This window comes from Burkholderia sp. Cy-637, assembly GCF_011753175.1.
Classification (GTDB): domain Bacteria; phylum Pseudomonadota; class Gammaproteobacteria; order Burkholderiales; family Burkholderiaceae; genus Burkholderia; species Burkholderia gladioli.
The window spans coordinates 1-16764 of record NZ_VWWC01000155.1 but is presented as its reverse complement, the minus strand read 5'-3'; the positions used below and the strand labels follow the sequence as shown (position 1 = coordinate 16764).

At 69.5% G+C, this 16764-nt stretch carries 13 protein-coding genes and 1 pseudogene; 9 read left to right on the top strand and 5 right to left on the bottom strand.

Going from position 1 to position 16764, the window contains the following annotated elements:
- From F3J10_RS28340 to F3J10_RS28330, 3 genes are all read left to right on the top strand, one after another.
- Nucleotides 1-4309: RHS repeat-associated core domain-containing protein (locus F3J10_RS28340; protein WP_167243503.1), on the top strand; the 4309-nt coding region annotated here is incomplete at its 5' end.
- Between the two features lie 13 nt (nt 4310-4322).
- Complete coding sequence (locus F3J10_RS28335; RefSeq protein WP_025099668.1) at nt 4323-4718, top strand: hypothetical protein; 396 nt, start codon at nt 4323-4325, stop codon at nt 4716-4718.
- Nucleotides 4715-5236: a hypothetical protein gene (locus F3J10_RS28330; protein WP_167243502.1), complete on the top strand. Its 522-nt coding sequence runs from the start codon at nt 4715-4717 to the stop codon at nt 5234-5236. The genes F3J10_RS28335 and F3J10_RS28330 overlap by 4 nt, the downstream gene beginning before the upstream one ends.
- Nucleotides 5237-5322: 86 nt before the next feature.
- On the opposite strand, the gene F3J10_RS28325 is transcribed toward F3J10_RS28330, so the two are convergent.
- Nucleotides 5323-6783, bottom strand: coding sequence for a catalase (locus tag F3J10_RS28325; RefSeq protein ID WP_166915545.1), 1461 nt, complete (start codon nt 6781-6783; stop codon nt 5323-5325).
- A gap of 548 nt (nt 6784-7331) precedes the next feature.
- Here F3J10_RS28325 and cfa point away from each other — a divergent pair.
- From cfa to F3J10_RS28295, 6 genes are all read left to right on the top strand, one after another.
- Complete coding sequence (gene cfa, locus F3J10_RS28320) at nt 7332-8528, top strand: cyclopropane fatty acyl phospholipid synthase (protein WP_166915547.1); 1197 nt, start codon at nt 7332-7334, stop codon at nt 8526-8528.
- Nucleotides 8529-8697: 169 nt separating this feature from the next.
- Complete coding sequence (locus F3J10_RS28315) at nt 8698-9444, top strand: CDP-diacylglycerol diphosphatase (protein WP_167243501.1); 747 nt, start codon at nt 8698-8700, stop codon at nt 9442-9444.
- Nucleotides 9445-9665: 221 nt separating this feature from the next.
- Nucleotides 9666-10649, top strand: coding sequence for an RNA polymerase sigma-70 factor (locus tag F3J10_RS28310; protein WP_205200512.1), 984 nt, complete (start codon nt 9666-9668; stop codon nt 10647-10649).
- Nucleotides 10650-10837: 188 nt separating this feature from the next.
- Nucleotides 10838-11317 carry a carboxymuconolactone decarboxylase family protein gene (locus tag F3J10_RS28305; protein WP_103691051.1) on the top strand — a complete coding sequence of 160 codons (480 nt, stop codon included), beginning with the start codon at nt 10838-10840 and terminating at the stop codon, nt 11315-11317.
- A 109-nt stretch (nt 11318-11426) separates the two neighbouring features.
- Nucleotides 11427-12428: a LysR family transcriptional regulator gene (locus F3J10_RS28300; RefSeq protein WP_167243500.1), complete on the top strand. Its 1002-nt coding sequence runs from the start codon at nt 11427-11429 to the stop codon at nt 12426-12428.
- 199 nt (nt 12429-12627) lie between these two features.
- A complete protein-coding gene (locus F3J10_RS28295) occupies nt 12628-13062 on the top strand; it encodes a GNAT family N-acetyltransferase (RefSeq protein WP_167243499.1) in 435 nt (144 codons plus the stop codon).
- 18 nt (nt 13063-13080) lie between these two features.
- Here the strand turns inward: F3J10_RS28295 and F3J10_RS28290 are convergent, their stop codons facing one another.
- From F3J10_RS28290 to F3J10_RS28275, 4 genes and pseudogenes are all read right to left on the bottom strand, one after another.
- Nucleotides 13081-14502: a glycosyltransferase gene (locus F3J10_RS28290; protein ID WP_029950797.1), complete on the bottom strand. Its 1422-nt coding sequence runs from the start codon at nt 14500-14502 to the stop codon at nt 13081-13083.
- Between the two features lie 137 nt (nt 14503-14639).
- Nucleotides 14640-15245, bottom strand: coding sequence for a cytochrome b (locus F3J10_RS28285; RefSeq protein WP_025099678.1), 606 nt, complete (start codon nt 15243-15245; stop codon nt 14640-14642).
- 121 nt (nt 15246-15366) lie between these two features.
- Nucleotides 15367-15816: a CHRD domain-containing protein gene (locus F3J10_RS28280; protein ID WP_013697258.1), complete on the bottom strand. Its 450-nt coding sequence runs from the start codon at nt 15814-15816 to the stop codon at nt 15367-15369.
- Between the two features lie 381 nt (nt 15817-16197).
- A pseudogene (locus F3J10_RS28275) lies at nt 16198-16764 on the bottom strand (anti-sigma factor); the annotation flags it as partial.

Sequence of the window (16764 nt, the reverse complement as noted above, 5' to 3'; positions counted from 1 at the left end):
CGGCGCGGCCGCGCTCGGTGCCGGCGCGCTGGCCGCGGCGCCCGCGGTGATCGCGCTGGGCGGCGCGATGCTGCTGGAGAAGGTCGGCGTGACGGGCGCGATGGCCAGCGGCTTCACCCGGCTCGGCGACGCGCTCGGGCTCACCATCGGCCGGGGCGACCCGCACCCGGCCTGTGTTGGCGATGACATCGCCCATTCCTCGGGCTTCTGGGGAATGATGGTCGGGCTCGCGGTGGGCGTCGCGATCGGCGCGGCGATCGCCGCCACGGTCGTCACCGGCGGGCTGGCCGGCGCGCTGATCATTGGCTGCGTGATGGCCGGCGGCCTGAGCCTGGGCAGCGCGCTCGCGCAGGCCAGCCAGAGCATGGGCAGCAACTGCGGCAAGATCATGACCGGCTCGCGCACCGTCTACTTCGAGAAGAAGAAGGTCGCGCGCGTGAGCGACCTGGTGCAGTGCGAGCATCACTCGGGCGCGCCCGAGCCGCTGGTCGAGGGCAGCAAGACGATCTTCGTCAACGGCCTGCCGCTGGTGCGGATCGGCCACGAGACGCATTGCAGCGGCAAGGTCAACTCGGGGCGCAACAGCATCTGGATCGACAAGACCACCGGGCAATACGGCCCGAAGAACCCGGAGCTGACGGCCGGCCAGGAATTCCTGGCCGGGCTGCTGGGCGGCCTGATCGGCGCGAAGCTCGGGCATATGGTGGGCGAGCGCTTTCGGCCGAGTTCGACCGAATCGGTGGAGCAGACCGGCGTCGACGAGAACAAGCGCACCTGCGAGAAGGATCCGGTCGACGTGGCGAGCGGCGAGCTGGTGGAGCGCCGCCGCGATCTCTACATCCCCGGCGTGCTGCCCCTCGAACTGGCGCGACGCTATCGCACCCGCGCGACCGGGCACGGCCTGCTCGGCGAACGCTGGACCGACAACTGGTCGCAACGGCTGACTCGCGACGGCCGCGTGGTGCGCTTCCATGACGGAGCCGGGCTGGTGCTCGGCTTCGATGCGCCGGCCAGCGCCTTCGACGGCATCAATTTGCGCGAGCCGCGCTATCGTCTGGTCGGCAGTTGCGCCGAGCCGCGCATTCTCGATCGCGACACGCGACGGCTGCTGATCTTCGCCGAGCTGGCGGAGGTGGGCACGGCACGACTGGAACGCATCGAGGATCTCGACGGCAACGCGATCCGCTTCGGCTACGACGAGCAGGGCCGGCTTGCCGAACTCGCGCACAGCGATGGCTATCGCGTCGCATTGCATTATCACGGCGAGCAGCGGCACCCGCTCGCGATCGTGCTGCACGACGCGGATGGCATCGTCCATCGGCTGGTGGACTATGTCCACCAGGGCGGACGTCTGGTGGAGGTCGCGAGCCGCCAGTTCGGCGGGTTCCGCTACGACTACGACGACAACGGCTGGATGACGCGCTGGCGCGATACCGACCAGACCGAGGTTCACTATCGCTACGATCGCGACGGCCGCGTGATCGAAACCGGCACGCGCGAGGGCTACCACGGCGGGCGCTTCGTCTACGAGCCGGGACGCACCCGCGTGATCGATGCCGACGGCGAGTCGATCTACGACCACGACGCCGACGGCCTGGTGGTCGCGCACTGCAATGCGCTCGGCGCCACCGAGCGCTACGAGTGGGAGCTCGGTCGCTTGAGCGCGCGCATCGATCCGCTCGGGCGGCGCACCGACTATCGCTACGACGCGCGGGGGCAACTGGTCGGCGTGATCGAGGCGAGTGGCCGTGCGATGGCCTTCGAGCACGACGAGGAGCAGCGGCTGGTGGCGGTGGTGCTGCCTTCGGGCGGGCGCATTCGGCTCGAATACGATCACCTGCGCCGCCTGATCGCGCGCACCGAGCCCGACGGCACCCGCACGCAATATCGCTATGGTTCGCGCGGCGAGCTGCTGCGGGTGGTTCGCGGCGCGGCCGAGACGCGCTTCGACTACGACGCGCGCCTGCGGCCCAGCGAGGTGGTGCTGGCGAGCGGCGCGAGGTTTCGCCGCGAGGTCGACGTGTTCGGGCGCCTGCTTGCCGAAACCTCGCCCGATGGACAGCTCACGCGCTTCGACTACACGCCGGGCCCCGACAACCCGCGCGGCCTGCTGCGCGCCGTGACGCGAGCCGACGGCTCGGTGCTGAGCGCGCGTTACAACAGCGAGGGCCTGGCGATCGAGCAGGTCGATCCGCTGGGCCGCGTGATCCGGCGCCGCTACGGGCCGTTCGACCTGCTGACGGCCAGCATCGACGCGGCCGGCCAGGAAACGCGCTACGAATACGATCATCGCACCTGCCTGAGCCGCGTCACCAATCCGCTGGGCGAAACCTGGACCTACGACTACGACGCGGCGGGCCGGCTACGCTCGGAAATCGACTGGGGAGGGCGTCTCACGCGGTATCGGCGCGACGCGGCCGGCCGCCTGCTGGCGCGCGGCCTGCCGGATGGCGCCGAATGGCGCTACAGCTACGACGCGCTCGACCGCATCACCGCCATCGACGCGGGCGATGTCCGCATCGTCTATCGCTACGACGCCGGCGGGCGGCTCGCCTCGGCCGAGGTGCAGGGCGAGCACCCGCACCTGACGCGCTTCGCCTACGACGCGCATGGCCGCCTGATCGGCGAGGACCAGCATGGCGACTTGCTGCGCCATGTCTACGACGAGTCGGGACGCCGCTGCCTGCGCGCCACGCCGACCCGCGAGACGGTCTACGCCTATGACCCGCTCGGCGCGCTGACGCGCGTCGGCGGCCTCGAGATCGAGCGCGACGGGCTCGGACGCGAGATCGCCCGGCACGCCGGGGCCTTCGTCGCGCGCGTCGAATACGACGTCTGCGGGCGCATCCGCAAGCAGGTGGCCGGCCCCGAGGATCTGCTGGCGATGCTGCAGACCGATCCGGCCGGCGCGATCGAGCAGCTGACGCGCCAGGTCTATCGCTACGATGCGGCAGGCGATCTGGCTGGCATCGACACCGAGGCCGATACGATCGACTACCGGCGCGACGTGCGCGGCCAGGTCACCGCTGTCGACGCGGCGCGGCAGCCGGCCGAGCGCTATGGCTACGACGCGGCGATGAACCTGGGCGCGCACGGCGAGCAGGACACCGGCGAGGCGCATCGCCATGCGCCCGGCGGCCTGCCGGAGCGCGTCGGCTACGCGCGCTGGCGCTACGACGCACGAGGTCGCGCGATCGAGAAGACCGTCGAGCGGCCGGGCTTCCGGCCCAGGACCTGGCGGTACGACTGGGATGGCCTGAATCGCCTGGTCAAGCTGAGCACGCCCGACCATGGCGTGTGGACCTATCGCTACGACGCTTTCAACCGGCGCGTCGACAAGCGCCGGGTGGGAGCACGCGAGAGCACGCGTTATCTCTGGGACGGCCCGGCACTGGCCGAGCGCTGGACCGAACTGCGCGACGGCACCACCGGCGAGGTGGTGACCTGGCACATCGACCCGGGCAGTTTCCGTCCGCTCGCGCAGGAAACCGACGACGGCCTGTATCCGATGCTGACCGACCAGGTCGGCATGCCGAAGGCGATCTTCGATGCGCGCGGCGAACGTGTCTGGAAGGGGGCGCATTCGCTGTGGGGGCGGCTGCTGGACAGGCCGGCGGCCAACGACGAGGCCGGCACGCTCGACACCACGCTGCGTTTCCCGGGGCAATGGGCCGACCAGGAATCGGGGCTCAGCTACAACCTGAACCGCTACTACGATCCCGACTCGGGCCAGTACCTGAGTCCCGATCCGCTTGGCCTGGCGGGCGGCCTGCGCACCCAGGGCTACGTCGAGAATCCGACCGGGCGCATCGATCCGCTCGGGCTGTCCGGCTGCGAGGAGTTCGACGTCAACAAGGTCACGGCCAAGGACATCCCGACCTTCGCCAGCGGCAAGTTCAACGAATGGTTCGACGCGCGCACGCCGGAGGAGATCTCGACGATGTACGAGCAGCCGGCCCTGCGCGCCAAGATCGAATCGGGATTGCGCGGCGCGGGTGGCAATCACGAGATGCTGATGGTGGCTGAGGCGCCGCAATGGAAGCAGTGGGACGTGAGTGCGAAGCAGGTGCAGGAGGACTTCGCGATCCCGATTTCGGACCTCAACGAGGGCGGCCTCGCGAACGGCTGGAAGCACTCGACCGGGCTGCCGAACTCGAAGGCTCCGGGCTCGAAGATGGTCCATAATCAGCTCCAGTCGATCATCCAGAACTCGAGCAGCCTGTCGGATTTCAAGCAGAACATCCGGCCGTGGGCCGACAAATGGATCACCGGCGGCTACGATGCGCTGCCGTCGGGTTTTCATCAATAGGAGAGCCTGAACCATGGCATCGCGCGATTATTCCGAGGACGAGGATTTCTACACGCAGAACTTCGAGAAGAAGGGCGTGCTGTCGGTCTGGCTCGGCATGCTGGATCGCAGCGGCGATACCGACATCGATACCTTGCAGGACTTGTGCGGGGTCGGCTACTACCGCCTGAGCGATCAGGAAAACAATCATTTCGATTTCCAGATGAGCGATATCGGCGACCTGCTCGCCGATTTGTCCTATGCCGATTCGTATCGCGACGCGGTGTTGGCGGCGGCCGCGGCGCGCGGCATCACGCAGGCCCGAAGCGTGTTGGTGCAATACGATTTCGCCTACGATCCCAAGGTCGTCACGCGCAAGATCGACGAGGATCCGCTGTTCCTCGGCGTGTTCGACTACTCGGACCAGTGAGCGCGGACGAGGCCGTCGAGGTATTGCGGCTGCTCGCGTCCGACACGCTGTTCGCGGGGCTGCCGGACGCAGCCGTGGCAGGCGCGATCGTGACTGCCGATCTGGATCCGGCCTTCCTGCTTGCGTTCGAGCAGTCTTTGCCGGAGGGCTATCGCATCTGGCTCGATGCCATCGAGCAATGCCGGGCCCACCTGCGTCGGCACCCGCGCTTCGATGCCGCCCAAGGTTTCGTCGAGCGATGGATGCTGGAATGCCAGCGCCGCCAGGCCGGCGAGCGCATCGAGCATCGCAAGCGAAGGCTCGCCGGCAGCAACACGCCGCGCGACGATTTCCGTTGGTCCGAGGCGCGCGAGGATGCGATGTTCGTACTGGCGACCCTCGCGATCCATCGTTGGCTGGATTTGCCGGCCGAGCCCTGGCTCGACGGGGCAGGGCAGGCTTATCGGCTGGGCGGCTGGCCTTGCGGGCTTCATGAAGACGGCCGGCTGGTGATCTTCGACCCGGCCTCGCTCAGGTAGGCGCGGCGATCGAACCGCATGGCGCCGAGCCGTCGGCTTCGGGCATCGGCCCGGCGCCGGCGGCCTGACCGGCGCCGGCCGCGTCCTTACTTGGCCGCCGCCAGCTTCGCCAGCGCCGCGGCCACCCCCGCGCCATAGGCCGGATCGGCCTTCGCGCAGTTCTCCACGTGGCGCTGCTTGACCTCCTCGCGCGCGTCGCCCATCGCCCGCGCCGTGTTGTCGAACAGCGCCTGCTTCTGCGCCTCGTTCATCATGCGGAACAGGTTGCCCGGCTGCTGGTAGTGATCCTCGTCGACGCGATGATCCCAATGCGCGGCCGCGCCGTCGATCGCCAGCGGCGGCTCGTTCAACTGGGGCTGGTCGGTCCACTCGCCCTTGCTGTTCGGCCAGTACGAGGGCGTGCCGCCGAGGTTGCCGTCGGTGCGCATCGCGCCGTCGCGGTGATAGCTGTGGAACGGGCACTTCGGCGCGTTCACCGGGATGTGGTTGAAGTTCACGCCGAGCCGATAGCGCTGCGCGTCCGGGTAGGAGAACAGCCGCGCCTGCAGCATCTTGTCGGGCGAGTAGCCGATCCCCGGCACGATGTTCGAGGGCGAGAAGGCGGCCTGCTCGGTTTCGGCGAAGAAGTTCTCGGGGTTGCGGTTCAGCTCGAAGTAGCCCACCTCGATCAGCGGGAAATCGCCCTTCGGCCAGACCTTGGTCAGGTCGAACGGGTTGAACGGGAAGGCCTTGGCCTGCGCGTCCGTCATCACCTGGATGAACAGCGTCCAGCGCGGGAACTCGCCGCGCTCGATGCTCTGGTACAGGTCGCGCTGGTGCGATTCGCGATCCTTGCCCACCAGTTGCTCGGCCTCGGCGTCGGTCAGGTTCTCGATGCCCTGCTGGCTGCGGAAGTGGAACTTCACCCAGCTGCGCTCGTTGGCCTCGTTGATGAAGCTGTAGGTGTGGCTGCCGAAGCCGTGCATGTGGCGGAAGCTGCGCGGCAGGCCGCGCTCGCTCATCACGATGGTGACCTGGTGCAGCGCCTCGGGCAGCAGCGACCAGAAATCCCAGTTGCTGTCGGCGCTGCGCATGCCGGTGCGCGGATCGCGCTTGATCGCGTGGTTGAGGTCCGGGAACCGCAGCGGATCGCGGAAGAAGAACACCGGCGTGTTGTTGCCCACCACGTCCCAGTTGCCTTCCTCGGTGTAGAACTTCAGCGCGAAGCCGCGGATGTCGCGCTCGGCATCGGCCGCGCCGCGCTCGCCCGCCACCGTCGAGAAGCGCGCGAACATCGGCGTTTGCTTGCCGATCTCCGAGAAGATCCTCGCCTTGCTGTAGCGCGTGATGTCGTGCGTGACCGTGAAGCTGCCGTGCGCGCCCGCGCCCTTGGCGTGCATGCGCCGCTCGGGGATCACCTCGCGGTCGAAGTGCGCGAGCTTCTCGATCAGCCAGACGTCCTGCAGCAGGGCCGGGCCGCGCGGGCCGGCGGTCTGGATGTTGAGGTTGTCGCTGACCGGGGCGCCGGCCGCGTGGGTCAGGTAGGTCGGGGTCGTCTTGTCGGACATGAAACTTCTCCTGAGCTTGAGTGTGGGGAGCGCGCGCCGATCGGTTCGGCACGACGCGCTGCCGGCGCGGCAGCGGGCTGCATCGCGCGAGGGCAGGTGTTCCGTGGCGGGTCTCGCGCATCGCGCCTCGCGGCGGGCGATGCGCGCAGCGGATTCTGGGCGAAGCCGCCGCGGCGTGCAGAGATGGTCCCGGCAGGCGCGCGGCGCTTCGCGGCAGTTTCGGCGCGGATCGGCTATCGTATTTGCAGCGCGGCGCGAGACGCATCGAAGCCCACGGAAAACGCAATCAGTTTCCCTTTTTCGATAGCTAATCTCAATAAAAACCGCGCGACGATTGCTGCCATTTCACGTGCATTCCGGACACGGGACGCGGCGAGACAGGCGGGGGATGCCGGTAGCGGGCGAGGGCCTGCCCGCGGGTTCAGGCTATCGGGTCCATTCGAATATTGAATTTCACAGGCCGGCGGCGTTCCGGCGATAGTGCTGACCCGACAAGAGACCGCGCAATCCTGGCGGCGCACGACCCTCGAACTGGAGAACCAGCCGGCATGACACCCGAACCTTCCATCCCCGGCCAATCCGAACACGGGACTTCCCGGCAGGCGGGCGCGGCGCCCGCGGCGCTGGTTTCGCTGCTGAGGGCAGCCGACGTCGAGATCGGCGGCAAGCGCGCCTGGGACATCCAGGTGCACGACCGCGAGGTCTATCGGCGCATCTTCTCGAGCTGGTCGCTGGGCTTCGGCGAAGCCTACATGGACGGGCTGTGGGATTGCGAGCGGCTCGACGAGCTGTTCACCAGGCTGCTGCTCACCGATATCGACATGGCGGCGCTCGGCATGGCCAAGCTGCGGCTCGGCTACGAGCACCTGCGGCATCGCCTGTTCAACCTGCAGTCGAGAAGCCGCGCGTTCCAGGTGGGCGAGCAGCACTACGACGCCGGCAACGACGTGTTCGAGGCCATGCTCGATTCGCGCATGATCTATTCGTGCGGCTACTGGGAACACGCCACCGATCTCGAGCAGGCGCAGTTCGACAAGCTCGACATGCTGTGCCGCAAGCTGCAGTTGAAACCCGGCGAGACCCTGCTCGACATCGGCTGCGGCTGGGGGGGCCTGGCCAAGTTCGCGGCCGAGCGCTACGGCGTGAAGGTGACCGGCGTGACCGTCTCCAAGGAGCAACTGGCGCTGGCGCAGGAGCGCTGCCGCGGGCTGCCCGTCACGCTGCTGCTGCAGGACTATCGCGAGCTGCAGGGCAGCTTCGACAAGATCGTCTCGGTCGGCATGTTCGAGCACGTCGGCCCGAAGAACTATCGCACCTACTTCGATACCGCCAGGCGGCTGCTGGCGCCCGAGGGCATCTTCGTGCTGCATTCGATCGGCATCGCCAGCGAGTCGGCCGGCACCGATCCCTGGATCGACCGCTATGTGTTCCCCAACGGCAAGCTGCCGGCGCCGGGGCAGATCGTCGAGGCGGTGGACGGGCGCTTCCTGATCGAGGACTGGCACAACTTCGGCCCCGACTACGACCGCACGCTGATGGCCTGGTGGGCGCGTTTCGATGCGGCCTGGCCGAGCCTGAAGTCGGGCTACGACCTGCGCTTCTATCGCATGTTCAAGTACTACCTGCTCTGCTGCGCGGGCTTCTTCCGCTCGCGCCAGGGGCAACTCTGGCAGATCGTGCTGACCCATCCGCAGCGCCGCGAGACCTATCGCTCGGTGCGGCTGAGCGCGAGCTCGGCGCGCTGAGGTAGCAGGCAGGGCGGCGCCTGCCCCGGCGAGCGCCGTGCCGGCGTTTCGCGGGGCGAAGCGGCCCGCGCCGGCGCTTGTCGCGCGCGACGCGACGATGGACAATCGCCGGGCCGTCCCCGCGCGCGAGCCATCGCGCGCGGCCTTCGATCCGCTTCCGCCCCGAACCATGCGCGCCTCGTTCCGTTCCTGCCTGCGTCTGCTACCCATCCTCGCCGTGCTGCTGGCCGCGCGCGAGGCGCTGGCCGTCGATCACGACATCCTCTGGAAGCGCATCAGCGGCCAGTGCCTGCCGAACTACCAGGCCCGCGAAAGCTACAGCCCCTGCGCCTTCGTCGATACCGCGCACGGCTACGTGCTCTACAAGGTCGACCGCGATCCCTATCAATACCTGCTGCTGCCGAGCGAGCGCATCACCGGCATCGAGGATCCCCGCCTGGCCGCGCCCGGCACGCCCAACTACTTCTGGTACGCCTGGCAGGCGCGCGCGCTGCTGGCCGAGAAGCTCGGCAAGCCGCTGCGCGAGACCGACATCGCGCTGACCGTGAATGCCGAGAACGCGCGCACGCAGAACCAGCTGCATATCCATATCTCCTGTCTCGAGCCGAAGGTGCGCGCGATGCTCGACACGCTCGAAACCGGCAAGCTGGGCGATGGCTGGTTCGCGCTGCCGGGGCGCATCGGCTGGCACAGCTACATGGCCAGGAAGATCGACGCGGCCGAACTGGCGCATACCGATCCCTTCGCCCTGGTGCGCGAGAAGCTGGCCGCCGAGCACGAGCCGCTGGCCTATACCGGCGTGGCGCTGGTCAAGCTCGATGCGCGACGCTTCCTGGTGCTGGCGGCCACGGGCAATGCGCTGCTCGGCGTGCCGGCCGAGGAGATGCAGGATCATCGCTGCAGCATCGCCGGTTGAGCGCCGGTTGAGCGCTGACTTAGCGCTGACTTAGCGAGATTCGGGCGCAAACCCGACGCAAACCGGGCAGCGCGCGAAAAATTCGACGGCGGCCGTCACAAACGGGTCGCCTCGAACGTCTGGCGAAGGTCACGGCCGTGCGGGCCGTGTCCGCCGCGCTCCCGCCCGGGCCGGGAGGCGGCGATGTCTCGATCCCGCCCCCTCTCCACGGGCCGACCATCATGATTCGAACCCCAGCCGCCGCGAACGATCCCGCCTCCGACGACGGCAGCGACAGCGACGAAGCCGGCAACGCCCGCGACGCGATACGCCGCTTCGACCGCCTGCGTCCGCGCCTGCACGGCATCGCCTATCGCATGCTGGCCTCGGTCGCCGAGGCCGAGGACGTGGTGCAGGACGCCTGGCTGCGCTGGCACGGCGCGAATCGCGAGGAGATCGACAATGCCGAGGCCTGGCTGGTGTCGGTCACCACCCGCATCGCGATCGACCGGCTGCGCGCGGCCAAGGTCCAGCGCGAGCACTACAGCGGCTTCTGGCTGCCCGAGCCCGCGCTGTCCGAGGCGCCGGCCACGCCCGACCAGCTCGCCGAGCGTGCCGACGATCTCTCGGTGGCCTTCCTGATGCTGCTCGAACGCCTGACGCCGGAGGCGCGCGCGGCCTTCCTGCTGCGCGAGGTGTTCGACGCCGGCTACGACGAGGTGGCCAGCGCGATCGGCAAGAGCGAGGCGGCCTGCCGCCAGTTGGTGAGCCGTGCCCGCACGCAGTTGCGCGAGGCGCGGCCGCGCTTCGCCGTCTCGCCGGCGCGGCATCGGCAGTTGCTGGCGGGTTTCGCGCGCGCGCTCGAGAGCGGCGATTTCGCGACGCTGCAGGCGCTGCTGGCCGAGGATGCGGTGCTGATCGGCGACGGCGGCGGCCGGGTGCCGAGCTTTCCCTGGCCGATGGTGGGCGGGCGGCGCATCGCGCAGCTTTTCTACGCGGGCGCGCGGCGCTTCCCGGGCGCGGTGCGTGCCGAGCTCGCCGTGCTCAACGGCCAGTGGGCGCTGCTGCGCTTCATCGACGGCCGGCTCGAATCGGCGCAGACCTACGAGACCGACGGCGAACGCATCCGGCGCATCCTGGTGCAGCGCAATCCCGACAAGCTGGCGCGGATCGCCGCCGCGCGCGGCGAGGCCGTCGGCGGCGACGGCTGGGCGCCGGCTCCCTGATGCGCGGCGATTGATGTGCGGCGATCAAGGCAAGGCGATTGGTGCGCGCGCGGCAACGGCGTGAGCCCGCCGCGCGGCTTCCGCGCTTGATCGCTCGCTCCTAGCATGGGTTCAGTCCGGCGCGCGGCCGGACCCGGCGATCGGGCCGGCGCCGCGCGGCCGCCATCCACCCATCATGGAGTGCCCTCATGTCCCAACGTATCGATGCCTCGCGCCAATCCTCCAAGCTGTTCCACAAGCTGATCGAGTTCAGCAACCTGCTGCACGACAGCACGATCGAGCGAGCCATCCTCGATCTCGTCTCGATCCGCGCCTCGCAACTGAACGGCTGCGGCTTCTGTGTCGACATGCACGTCAAGGAGGCGAGCCTGCATGGCGAGCGCGCGCTGCGCCTGCACCACCTGGCGATCTGGCGCGAATCGACGCTGTTCGCGCCGCGCGAGCGGGCCGCGCTGGCCTGGACCGAGGTGCTCACGCGCCTGCCGGAGCAGGGCGTGCCCGACGAGATCTACGAGCGCGTGCGCACGCAGTTCTCCGAGGCGGAATTGTCGGACCTGAGCTTCGCGGTGATGGCGATCAATGCCTGGAACCGTCTCAACGTCGGCTTTCGCACCGTGCCCGGCTCGGCCGACAAGGCCTATGGGCTCGACAAGGCGAACCTGTCCTGAGCGGGCTTGCCGGGTCGCGCGGGCGGCCCGGTGAAAAAACGCGAAGCGCTGTCACAACATGCGCGCGCCGGACGTCTTGTGGTGATCCGCAACCCTGTTCGAGCCAGCCATGTCCCTGTTTCCCGATCATCGCGCCGCCGCCCGCCCGGGCGGCGACGACGTCTTCGCCGCCAGCTTCGCCACCAGCTACACGGGCGTGATCGCCTTCCTCGCGGTGGCGGCCGAAGGGAGTTTCGCGAAGGCCGGCGAGCGGCTCGGCATCGGCCGCTCGGCGGTCAGCCGCAACGTGCAGAAGCTCGAGGCCCAGCTCGACGCGCGCCTGCTGCTGCGCACCACGCGCTGCACCCAGCTCACGCGCGAGGGGCAGTTGTTCTACGAGCATTGCCGCCCTGGCATCGAGCAGATCGCGCAGGCGCTCGACGAGATGCGCGAGCTGCGCAGCGGGCCGCCGCGCGGCGCCTTGCGCGTGCGCGCGGCCAGCGGCTTCGGGCGGCGCGTGGTGGCGCCGCTGCTGCGCGGCTTTCGCGAGCGCTATCCCGAGATCGCGCTCGACCTGCTGCTGCACGACGGGCCGCCCGATTTCGCCGCCGGGCGCATCGACGTGGCGTTTCGCGACGGCATCCTGGAGGACAGCCAACTGATCGCCCGGCGGCTGATGCCGATGCGCCTGCTGGTCTGCGCCTCGTCCGCTTATGCGAGCCGCCACGGCCTGCCGCGCGATCTCGGCGAGCTCGCCGCGCATCGCTGCATCGGCCTGCGCGGCGCGGCGGGTTCGGTCGAGGCCTGGACGTTTCGCGCCGAGGGCGGCGTGCGTCGCGTCGTGCCCGAGGCGCGCCACGGCTTCAACGATCCCGAGCTGGCGATGCAGGCGGCCCTGGACGGCGAGGGGCTGGCGCAACTGCCGGCCTACCTGGCCTGCGAGGCCTTGCGCGAGGGACGGCTGCTGGCCTGCCTGGGCGCCTTCGCCGACGAGGATCGCGGCCACTATCTCTGCTATCCGAGCCGCAAGCACCTGCCCACGCGGATCCGCGTGTTCGTCGACTACATGAGCGAGGCGACGCGCGCGCTCGACTTCGATTGCGCGCCGGGGCTGCTGAGCTTGTCGGCCTGAGCGGCCGGCGGTTCGCGACGACAGGCAAGGGCGGCGCGATTGCATCGATTCCGTCGAGGTGGCGACGGTGCGCCGGCATCGAGCGCGCGCGGCATAGGCAGGGCCGCCGCGCCGTGGCACCATGTGCGCTCTTTTTTTCCCGCGCTTGCTGTTGCAGCGCCCGCTTCGCCACCGATCCGCCACCGATCCGCCCGAACCGATGACCACCCAAGCCGCCTATTCGATCCAGCTCGCCGAGGGCAAGAACGAGGCCGCGCGCGAGCTGCTCGCGCGCAAGCTCGACGACTACAACAACCTCAATTCGGGACAGCCCGACAACACGCCGCTCGACCTGGTGGTCAGCGACCCGGCCACCGGCGAAGTGCTGGGCGGCCTGTCGGGACGCACCTCGCTGGGCGTGTGCTTCATCGACATGCTGTATCTGCCGCAGACGCTGCGGCGTGGCGGGGTGGGCAGCGAGCTGCTGGCCCGTGCCGAGGAGGAGGCGAGACGGCGCGGCTGCGACAACGCCGTGCTCTACACGATTTCGTTCCAGGCGCCGCGCTTCTACGAGAAGCACGGCTTTCGCGTGTTCGGCGAGGTGCCCTGCCAGCCGGCCGGCACCTCGCGCTACTTCATGATCAAGCCGCTCTGAAGCTGAAGCGCGGCGGGCTCAGTTGCCGTCGCCGACCAGGCCGGTGCGCTCCTGGGCGCCCCAGCGCTGGTTGCCGCGCAGGAAGTGCACCCAGCCGAGCGCGGCGCCGGTATGGCGCAGCACCTGGAAGCTGAAGGGCTCCAGCACCGAGGCGACGAAGGCGATCGCCAGGCTCGATTGCTCGCGATAGCCGGTCCAGCGTCGATAGAGATGGATCGACCAGAGGTGGAAGGCGAAGTCGATCACGATCTTGGCCGCGATCACGCCCGAGATCGACAGCGCCACATGGAAGCGGTGCTCGACGAGGAACACGAACAGCAGCGCGATGGCGGTCAGGCCGTAGATCGGCTGCAGCGTGTCGAGCGCCTTGACCGGCAGCATCAGCATGCCGAGCTGGCCGTAGCGGCGGTTGCCGGTCATGTCGCGGTTCCAGTACTGGGTCTGCAGGAAGCCCGCGAACCAGCGGCGGCGCTGGCGCAGGAAGCTGCGCAGCGTGCCGGGCGCGTCGGTGTGCGCATGGGCGTCGCCGATCACGCGTACGCGCCAGGTCTCGCCGTGCTCGACCGCGTAGCGGCGCAGCCGGTGGATCAGTTCGTAGTCCTCCACGAGGCACTCGCCGTCGAAGCCGCCCACCTTGAGCAGCGCGTCGAGGCGGAAGCAGGCGAACGCGCCCGAGATCAGCAGCAGGCTGTCGGCGCGCATCCAGGCGAAGCGCGAGATGAAGTTGCGGATGTACTCGTAGGTCTGGAACCACTGGAAGAAGCGGCCCGACAGGGTGCGCGCGCAGATCGGCGTGAGGATGCCGGTGGCGGCCACCAGCGCCGGCTCGGCCGCGAAGGCGCGGCGCATCGCGGCGCAGGCGTCGCGCGCCAGGCGCGTGTCGGCGTCCACCGTCATCACCGCGTCGGTCTCGATGTGCAGCAGCGCGGCATTGAGCGCGGCGGCCTTGCCGCCGTGCGGCACGCGCAGCCAGCGCAGGTTCGGGTGGGTCGTGCTGGGCGCGCTCAGCTCGCCGTCGGGGGCCTGCACCAGCCCGTATTGGCGGGTCAGCACGCCGATCGTGTCGTCGCTCGAGCCGTCGTCGGCGAAGATGATCTGCTGCAGCGGCTCGCTCTGCGAGAACAGGCCGTCGAGCGTCACCTTGATCACGCTGGCCTCGTTGTAGGCGGCCACCACCACGCCGAGGCTCGGCTGGCGAGCGCCGGGCGCAGGCCTGGCCGGCGCATGCAGGCGCGAGATCGGGCCGGCCAGCGGCAGGATCTTGAAGGCCACGAAGGACAGCAGCAGCGTGTCGTAGATCACGTAGGCGATGCCCACCGACCAGGACACCAGGCCCGGCACCAGGGCGCGCGTGAGCAGCAGCACCCACACGGCGATCGCGGTGCCGTGGATCAGCACGCTGGCCAGGGTGGTGCCGCGCGGCGTGAGGCGCGGCGACATGCGCGTGCGGGCCTGCTCGAGCGCTTCGCGCGCGGCCGCGACGGTGCCGTGGCTGCCGCTGCCGGCGGCGGGGCGCCGCGGCGGGTTCGACGGACGGTCCATGCGGGGCTCCCGGACGAGGGTGGAAGGAGGGCAGCTCACGGCAGCATCCGGCGCAGGACCGACTCGCGATCGAACAGCTCGTGCTTGAGCGCGCCGAGGATATGCATGGCGAGCACCACGTACAGCGCGTAGGCGGCCCAGGTGTGCATCGCGCCGAACAGGTCGTGCAGGTGATCCTTCACCGCGGGCGGCAGGCTCTCGATGAAGCCGAGGCGGAACCAGGGGATCACGTAGTAGAGCGACATCGGATGCGTGGCCGCGCCGTTCCAGGCCGAGTCGTGCAGCCAGCCGGTGATCGGCAGCGTGAACATCAGCACGTAGAGCAGGATATGGGCGACATGCGCGGCGCGCAGTTCCCAGCGGCGGAACCAGGCCGGCAGCGAGGGCGGGCGATGCGAGACGCGCCACAGCAGGCGCAGGATCGCCAGGCCCAGCACGGTGATGCCGATCGACTTGTGGATATCGATCGCGGGCCGCACCCAGGCATCGGGCATCGCGTCGGCCGACAGCGCGATCGCGACGTTGCAGAGGATGCCGAGTGCGATCAGCCAGTGCAGCACCATGGCCGTGCGCGTGTAGCGCGGCACGCTGCGGCTCGCATCGGCGGCCGGGCTGGCCTGGGACGGGGCACGTGAATTCATGTCGGTTCTGGTCTCGTGGTGGGGACGTCGGGGCCGGGTTCGGGGACGCTGCCGGTTCAGGGCGCGTCGCGGCCGGGCGACCGGGCCGCGCTCGCGGCGGCGGCCGGTCGCCATGGCCGGCTTACTGCTTGTCGGCGGCAACCTGGCCGCGGATCTCGCCGCCCGGGTTCTTCGCCGTGTGCACGTTGAAGTACCAGTTGCCGGCCAGCAGGCCGGCTTCCTGGGTGGCGCTCAGCGTGGCATGGCCGTCGATCGGGCTCGGCACGTCCTTCATGTCGATCGGGATCATCACGCCGGCGTTCTGGCCGACCGGCGCCGGGCCGTGGAAGTGCGCCATGGTTGCCGGGCCGGTCAGGTCCGAGTAGACCACGTGCCAGCTCAGTACCTTGGTGCTGGTGTCGTAGCTGCCGGTCAGCGTGCCGTGGCCGTCGCTTTGCTTGGGCGGCACTTCGGAGGCGGCGTTCAGCGTGGCGTGCACGGCCAGCGTGTCGGCGTGGGCGGACAGCGAGGCGCCGAGGCCGAGGAGGCTCAGCGAGGCGATCAGCAGGGCGCGGTGCGGGATCAGTTTCATGGTGTGGTCGGTGGGTCGTTTGCGTTGAGGGAGCCGGGCGGACGCAGTTCTCGTCCGCTCCCTTGCATAACGCGCGCGGCCGGGGGTTTATTCCATCGCCTCGGGCTGGCATCGGTCACCTCGCGCGAGGTCTGGGTGCCGGATCGGCCCGCGCGTGCATGACAGGTTCATGCATTAGCGCATAGATTCGCGCGGCTCGCAGCGGCCGCGTCGAACGCTCGTATTACCGGGGGTTGCGAGCGCGGCGCCTTGCTTGTCAGGAACGTAAGCGGGGCCCTGTTTCGCAGGACTGATCAAAGGAATTCGAAAGCTGGACGTAAACGAACGCGGGGCATCGGGCGCCGCGTCGACGCCCGATGCCCCGCCGTCTCGTACCGTGCCTCAGCCGGCGTGCGCCGGGGCCGCCGCCGGCAGCGCGGAATAGAGCGGCGCCGCGCCGGGCGCCGAGATGCGCTGCGCGACCAGGGCCAGGTCGGCGTCGCCGGGCTGGCCGATCAGCGCGTAGGCGAGCGTCGATTGCCGCCAGTTGACCACGTCCATCTGCGCGATGCTGCGCGAGGCGATCGCCTGGTCGGGCTTGGCCTCCTTCATCACGCACAGCGCGATCGGCGCGCCGTGCTCGGGCAGGTAGACGATCTGTACCAGCGGGCGGCCCTCGAAGCGCAGCCGCTGCACGCGCTTGAACGTGAGGCCGGCCGCGCGCAGGTCGGGGATCGTCATGTCGAAGCCGTCGACCCGGCGGATCTCGTCGAGCGTGCTGGCCGTCGCGGCCGGGTCGGCGTTCACCGAGGCCAGCGTGTCGCGCGAATAGAGCTGCTGGTAGCCGGCTGCCGCGGCGATCCAGGTGCGCGGGGTCGAGCCCGCGCCGAACGGCGCGTCGAGGCCGACAGCGCCCGGCGCGAACTGCAGGATGCCGCCGCACAGGAAGGCGCCGGCCACGAAGGCGAC

Excerpts from the sequence above, each read along its gene's own strand:
- F3J10_RS28280 (WP_013697258.1), bottom strand. The coding sequence starts at position 15,816 with ATGAAACTGATCCCGCACCGCGCCCTGCTGATCGCCTCGCTGAGCCTC.
- F3J10_RS28285 (WP_025099678.1), bottom strand. The coding sequence starts at position 15,245 with ATGAATTCACGTGCCCCGTCCCAGGCCAGCCCGGCCGCCGATGCGAGC.
- F3J10_RS28310 (WP_205200512.1), top strand. The coding sequence starts at position 9,666 with ATGATTCGAACCCCAGCCGCCGCGAACGATCCCGCCTCCGACGACGGC.
- F3J10_RS28325 (WP_166915545.1), bottom strand. The coding sequence starts at position 6,783 with ATGTCCGACAAGACGACCCCGACCTACCTGACCCACGCGGCCGGCGCC.
- F3J10_RS28300 (WP_167243500.1), top strand. The coding sequence starts at position 11,427 with ATGTCCCTGTTTCCCGATCATCGCGCCGCCGCCCGCCCGGGCGGCGAC.
- F3J10_RS28315 (WP_167243501.1), top strand. The coding sequence starts at position 8,698 with ATGCGCGCCTCGTTCCGTTCCTGCCTGCGTCTGCTACCCATCCTCGCC.
- F3J10_RS28305 (WP_103691051.1), top strand. The coding sequence starts at position 10,838 with ATGTCCCAACGTATCGATGCCTCGCGCCAATCCTCCAAGCTGTTCCAC.
- F3J10_RS28290 (WP_029950797.1), bottom strand. The coding sequence starts at position 14,502 with ATGTCGCCGCGCCTCACGCCGCGCGGCACCACCCTGGCCAGCGTGCTG.
- cfa (WP_166915547.1), top strand. The coding sequence starts at position 7,332 with ATGACACCCGAACCTTCCATCCCCGGCCAATCCGAACACGGGACTTCC.
- F3J10_RS28295 (WP_167243499.1), top strand. The coding sequence starts at position 12,628 with ATGACCACCCAAGCCGCCTATTCGATCCAGCTCGCCGAGGGCAAGAAC.
- F3J10_RS28335 (WP_025099668.1), top strand. The coding sequence starts at position 4,323 with ATGGCATCGCGCGATTATTCCGAGGACGAGGATTTCTACACGCAGAAC.